At 65.8% G+C, this 5,582-nt stretch carries 4 protein-coding genes and 2 pseudogenes; 4 read left to right on the top strand and 2 right to left on the bottom strand.

Annotated features, from left to right (window positions below; translation table 11 throughout):
* Window positions 1-733 (top strand): annotated as a pseudogene (locus tag A5753_RS04135) (VWA domain-containing protein); the annotation flags it as partial.
* A 4-nt stretch (window positions 734-737) separates the two neighbouring features.
* Here A5753_RS04135 and A5753_RS04130 read toward each other — a convergent pair.
* Both A5753_RS04130 and A5753_RS04125 read right to left on the bottom strand, forming a co-directional pair.
* Window positions 738-1,742, bottom strand: a complete 1,005-nt coding sequence (locus A5753_RS04130; protein WP_067123717.1) for a VWA domain-containing protein — start codon at window positions 1,740-1,742, stop codon at window positions 738-740.
* 159 nt (window positions 1,743-1,901) lie between these two features.
* On the bottom strand, window positions 1,902-2,549 hold the full coding sequence (locus A5753_RS04125; RefSeq protein WP_067123713.1) for a polysaccharide deacetylase family protein: 648 nt from the start codon (window positions 2,547-2,549) through the stop codon (window positions 1,902-1,904).
* Between the two features lie 91 nt (window positions 2,550-2,640).
* Between A5753_RS04125 and A5753_RS04120 the strand changes: the two genes are divergently transcribed.
* The 3 genes and pseudogenes from A5753_RS04120 to A5753_RS24225 all read left to right on the top strand — a co-directional run.
* Window positions 2,641-3,279, top strand: a complete 639-nt coding sequence (locus A5753_RS04120) for a TetR/AcrR family transcriptional regulator (RefSeq protein WP_231989989.1) — start codon at window positions 2,641-2,643, stop codon at window positions 3,277-3,279.
* Complete coding sequence (locus A5753_RS04115) at window positions 3,279-5,102, top strand: alpha/beta fold hydrolase (protein WP_067123711.1); 1,824 nt, start codon at window positions 3,279-3,281, stop codon at window positions 5,100-5,102. Before A5753_RS04120 ends, A5753_RS04115 begins: the two co-directional genes overlap by 1 nt.
* A 116-nt stretch (window positions 5,103-5,218) precedes the next feature.
* Window positions 5,219-5,582 (top strand): annotated as a pseudogene (locus A5753_RS24225) (hypothetical protein); the annotation flags it as partial.

The raw sequence follows: 5,582 nt of genomic DNA, 5'->3' as shown, positions 1-5,582 counted from the left end.
CAGGCCGCGCGGTCATCATGCTGGTGATCGACATGTCCCAGTCCATGCGGGCGACGGACGTCGAACCCAACCGGCTCAAGGCGGCCGAACGGGCCGCGACCCAGTTCGCCGGTCAGCTGACGCCCGGCATCAACCTCGGGCTGGTCGGATTCGCCGGCACGCCCTGCTGGTGCCACCGACGCCCCCCCGCGGCGCGCGCGAGGCCGGCATCGACAGCCTCAAGAAGCTCGATTTCGCCCAAAGCACCGCGACGGGAGAAGGCATCTTCACCGCCCTGCAGGCGATCGCGACGGTGGGGTCGGTGATGGGCGGCGGCGACGGCCCACCGCCGGCGCGCATCGTGCTGGAGTCCGACGGTGCCGAGAACGTGCCGCTGGACCCCAACGCCCCGCAGGGGGCGTTCACCGCGGCCCGGGCCGCCAAGGCCGAGGGCGTGCAGATCTCGACGATCTCGTTCGGCACCCCGTACGGCACCGTCGACTACGAGGGCGCCACCATCCCGGTTCCGGTGGACGACCAGACCCTGCAGAAGATCTGCGAGATCACCGATGGCCAATCGTTTCACGCCGACAGCCTGGATTCGCTGAAGAACGTGTACTCGACGCTACAGCGCCAGATCGGCTACGAAACCGTGAAGGGCGACGCGAGCCTGGCCTGGATGCTGCTCGGCGCCTTCGTCATGGCCGCCGCAGTCCTGGCCGGTCTGCTGCTGAACCGCAGGCTGCCCGCCTGAGTCCTCAGCTGGGCAGGCGCCGGTTGATCAGGAGCGCCAGCGCCGTCGCGATCAGGGCGGTCAGCACGCTGAGGCGCAGCCAGCCGGAGCTGCCGGGTCCCGGCACGGTGCGGTAGCCGATCTCGTTCTCGATGGCGTTGTAGCTCTTCTGGAGCTCCCCGAGGGTGGTGGCGGTGTAGGACTGGCCGCCGGACAGCTTGGCGACCGTCTTCATCTGGTCGGTCGAGACCGGGACGGCGTGGCGCTGCCCGTCCATCTCGATCTCGCCGCCCTTGGTCCCGAACGAGATCGTCGAGATCTGCACGCCCTCGTCTTTGGCCAGCCGCGCCGCGGTGTAGACGCCGTCGTGCGGATCGCCGGGGTTGGAGGGCTTGTTTTCGCCCCCGTCGGAGAGCAGCACGATCCGCGCCGGCGGCGGGGTGTCGCCGCCGACGACCGCGGTGGCGCTGATCGCGTGCAGGGCGGTGAAGATCGCTTCGCCGGTCGCGGTGCTGTCGGCGAAATCGAGCTTCTTCAGGGCATCGATGGTGGTCTGGTGCTGCGGGGTCGGTGGCACCAGCAAATAGGGCGTGCCGGCGAATCCGACCAGCCCGAGGTTGATGCCGGGCGTCAGCTGACCGGCGAACTGGGTCGCGGCCCGTTCGGCCGCCTTGAGCCGGTTGGGTTCGACGTCCGTCGCCCGCATGGACTGGGACATGTCGATCACCAGCATGATGACGGCGCGGTTGAGCGGGATCCGGACGTCCGAGGTCGGCCCCGCCATCGCGGTGGTCAGCAGCACCAGCGACACGGCCAGCAGGATGGTCGGCACGTGTCGCCACTTGCCGGGCGCCGGTGGCGCCACCCGCTCCAGCACCTCCATGTTCGCGAAGCGCAGCACCCGGCGACGGCGGGCGAATTGCTGCACGACGTAGAGGCCGATCACCAGCAGCACGATCAGCAGAACCAGGAAGAACCAGGCGTTCTGGAAGCCCGTGAGCGACACCGGTCCCAGCAGGGGCACCTTCATGTCCAGCCACACTAGGCGTCGAACTTCGCCGGTGCATGGGCCGTCGCCGGGACTATCCGGCGCCGAGATCGCGACGCTGGGTGAACTTGATATCCAGGCTGCGCAGGTGGGTCTGTAGCCCGGCGTCCTGAATGGGGATCAGGTGGGGCTTTCGGTGCTCTAGGTCTCGGGTCGAAGGTGATCGACGGGCGTTCGCACCCGGCCCCGCGCGATCGGCACGCAATCGTCGGGGAGTTGGGTGGTGACCTGCACGCCGGAGTGGGTGAGTTCATCGAGGAATCTGGGCAGGTGTTCCATCGCGCCGGTGGGCAGGTCGTGCAGCACCACCACGGTGTGCCGGGACTCGCCGGTGTCGGCGAGCGCTCGCTCCACCCATCCGACGGGATCGGCCCAGTCGCGCGGGACGCTGTTCCACAGCACGCAGGTGTACTTCTGCGCGACGAGGTAGTCGATCGCCGCCCGATTCAGGCAACGCCGTTCGAGCGCGCCCTCCGTCCCCCACGGCCGGAAGTACCGATCGACATCGGCAAAATCGTCCAAAAGCTCTTGCGTGCTGCTGATTTCGTGAACGCTTTGCCCGGGGGACAGCTCCCCGAGAGGCAGTCCGTGGGTGTAGGAGTGGTTGCCGATCCGATGCCCCTCACGCACGGCACGCGCCATCAGCCGGCGCCCAGCCGGCGCGCGAACGTTCTGCCCGACGACGAAGAACATGGCGAGCATCCGGCGTTGTGCGAGCGCGTCGAGAACCTGGTCCGTCACCCCGGGCGTCGGGCCGTTGTCGAAGGTCAAGGTGATTTTCGAATGCATTAGCAGGTGCTCACCCGTCGGATCATGGTTGCCTGACTGATTGATCAGACAGTACGTTATCGGGTAGCCGGCGATGAAGAGAAGAGTCGATGTGACCGCAACCGTTCCGAAGGCGCCCAGCGCTCACTCCGCGGTGACGGCCGGCGACGCCCGACAGCGAATCCTGCAGACGACGGTGCGGTGCTTCGGCGCGTACGGCTACGAGAAGTCGTCGATGAAGCTGATCTCGGCCAAGGCGGGCGTTTCGCAGACCCTGCTGCACTATCACTTCGAGACGAAGGAAAAGCTTTTTCAGGCCGCGATCGACGACTTGGCCAAGACGATGTTCTCTGCCGCTTCTGTCCGACTGGCCGACCGGAGGTCGGTGCAGGACGGCCTGAACGAAGCGGCAGATCTGCTGTACGCCCTGTTCATCGACAACCTCGACGCGGTCACGTTCATGGTCGAGTTCGCCGCGGCGGCAAACCACAATGAGTTCTTGCGTACCGCGTACGTCGAGTATCGCGATACTCAGCGTCGGCGGATCGGTGAGTTGCTGCGCGCCATCGTGGACGACGACGCGCCACCGAGCTTGATCGACGAGACGGTGCATCTCGTGGAAATCGTGTTGCTGGGCATGTCGATGCAGCGCCCGTTCATTTCCGACGCCGAACGCTTCCGCGGCGATTTCGACGCCTTCGCGCACATGATCGCCACCCGCATCACCGAAGGATTGAAGTCGAGGCGCTGATGACCGCAAACACCACCACCCACGCAGTCCCGCCGATGGTCGAGGATGCGGTGACCGGATCCGGTGCCAGACGTATCTTCGTGCGCCGCTACGACAACGACAACGCCGACTATGTCTTGGTGCTGGTGCATGGCACCGCCGGACACAGCGAAGGTTACGACACGTTCGCCGAGCACATGCGCCGCCACCATCGGGCGGCGGTTTATTCGTTCGACCTGACCGGGCATGGTCGCACCGAAGGCAAGGCGGGGGTGTTCAGCTTCGAGGATTTCCTCGAAGACACCAGGGCAGTTACGGATTACGCCGCGCGACGCACTTGTGTGCCCGTCGTCGTGCACGGCGCGAGCCAGGGCGGCGAAGTCGCATTCCACGCGCTCGACGCGTGCCCCGCCGTGGTGGCCGGTGTGTGCATGAACATCTTGTTGAATCACGAGACGCCAATGAGCTTGCCGATCCGGCTGTTTCAGTCGCGCCCAGCGCACTATGCGGCAGCGAAGATAGGTGATCGCCTGCGGATCCCGCTGCGGCGGTTCATCAACTTCAAGGCCGCCTACCAAGAAGACCCAGGATTACTGGAAACGAAAAAGAAGGACCCGCTGTACGTCTGGTCGTACGGGTTCAAAAGCTACCACTCGGTCTTCAACTATGTCCCGCCGCTGCCCGCCGCGGCCAACACAAAACCTGTCCTGATCACGTGTGGCGAGCACGATGAAATCGTCGGCGCCGAGCACTGCCGGGCATGCTTTGAGCGGATCGGCGGGACCAAAGACTTTTTCATGATGCCTGGCGGCGGCCATCAGCTCATGTTGTTCGACAAAGACGTCTACAGCCGGGTCATCGACTCGTGGATCCGGGAACGGGTGCTCGGCAAAGCCCAGTCGTGGGAACCCCCAATCGAACCCGAAGAGCGACGCTACTTCGAGTTCCTCGATCACGAACGGGCCAACGACGCCGTCGGTGAGCCCGAGTACCGCTATTCGGTGATCGATCGCGCGCTGATGCGGATCAGCAACGGCACGATCGAGCGCGGCGTCCGCTACTTCTCCAACGCTGACGTCAGCGCGCAGTGGCGCTTCACCGCTGACCTGGTCAGCGAAATCGACTACACCGCATGGGATTTCCTACGCGACTATCTGCCATCCGCGGATAATGAACGCCCTAGGATGGCGGTGGTCGGCTGCGGCGGCGGAGGGGCGATCGCGGGATTGCTGGAACGCTATCCGGAGCTGGGCCAGTGGGACATCGTCGGCGTCGATGTCGACTACAAATCGATCGACGCAGCCCGGAAACGGTTCGCCGGCCGGTCCGGGGTGAACTTCATCGTCGGCGACGCACGAAACGCGGATGTGTTGGCGGCCAGTCGGTTCGACCTGATTTATCTGCACGGAGTGTTCGACCATTGCACGGAGCACCGCCGCCTGCTCGACAGCGTGTTCGCCGCGCTGAAGCCAGGCGGTCGAATGTTCTATGTAACACCGGACCGCAACCTGTTCACCTGGCTGTGCTTCGTCACCGTCGGGCCGCTGTACGTGTTCGGCCTGCACAAGCCCAACCACGACTTTCGGCGATTCCCCCGCCCGGTTGAGTTGAATACCATGCTCCAGCAGGCCGGTTTCGAGCTGCTGCCCAGGCGAGGCCGCCCGACCACGCCGGCCATGGTTGGCGTCGAGTACAAGTCTGGGATGAATCCGTTCCCGGTCAGGAGGTCGGTGCGCACCCGCGCCCTCGACGACGACATCTTCACCCACACCAGCCCCCGGTGGTGGTTGCGAAACGGCTTCATCGGTGAGTATGTGGGAGCCGCGCAAAAACCGAGCCGATGATATGTCGCGTGCACTGCTCGCAACGTTGCTCGCCGCGCGATTTGCTGGCTTTCGGTGCAAAGCGTCCTTACTATGCATCTACGCGAGCGGGGCCGCCCGCACATAAAGGGGGACCTATGGGTTGGGCAACGGCGCCGAAGATCCGCGACGCGATGACAAGAGCGGCCGTTGCCGCGGCGCTGCTTGGTGTTGTTGCGAGCGGTGCGGCAGTTCCGGCGAACGCGATGCCCGTGCGCACGCCCGGCGCGCCCGCTCCGCTGGACGACCCCGATCCCAACCTGCCCACCAACCCAGCCGATCCCCGGTGCGTGGCGATGCCAGAGGTAGCGCAATGCCAGGGTGGGCCGTATGCCGCCGGCGGCGCGCCCACCGGCCCGGCGGACCCGAGCTGCATCAGCCAGCCCGCCAACCCGGTGTGTGCGGGAGGCCCCTACGCCCCGCCCCCGGCGGATCCGCCGATGGCACCGCCTGCGCCACCGC

It is taken from the genome of Mycobacterium sp. 852002-51971_SCH5477799-a, assembly GCF_001667145.1.
In the GTDB taxonomy this organism is placed as follows: Bacteria; Actinomycetota; Actinomycetes; order Mycobacteriales; family Mycobacteriaceae; genus Mycobacterium.
The sequence above is the reverse complement of the archived record's forward strand: the minus strand, read 5'-3'. Positions and strand labels throughout refer to the sequence as shown.

Bases quoted from the DNA above. Each gene is read 5' to 3' on its own strand.
- A5753_RS04125 (WP_067123713.1), bottom strand. From the start codon at position 2,549: ATGCATTCGAAAATCACCTTGACCTTCGACAACGGCCCGACGCCCGGG.
- A5753_RS04130 (WP_067123717.1), bottom strand. From the start codon at position 1,742: ATGAAGGTGCCCCTGCTGGGACCGGTGTCGCTCACGGGCTTCCAGAAC.
- A5753_RS04115 (WP_067123711.1), top strand. From the start codon at position 3,279: ATGACCGCAAACACCACCACCCACGCAGTCCCGCCGATGGTCGAGGAT.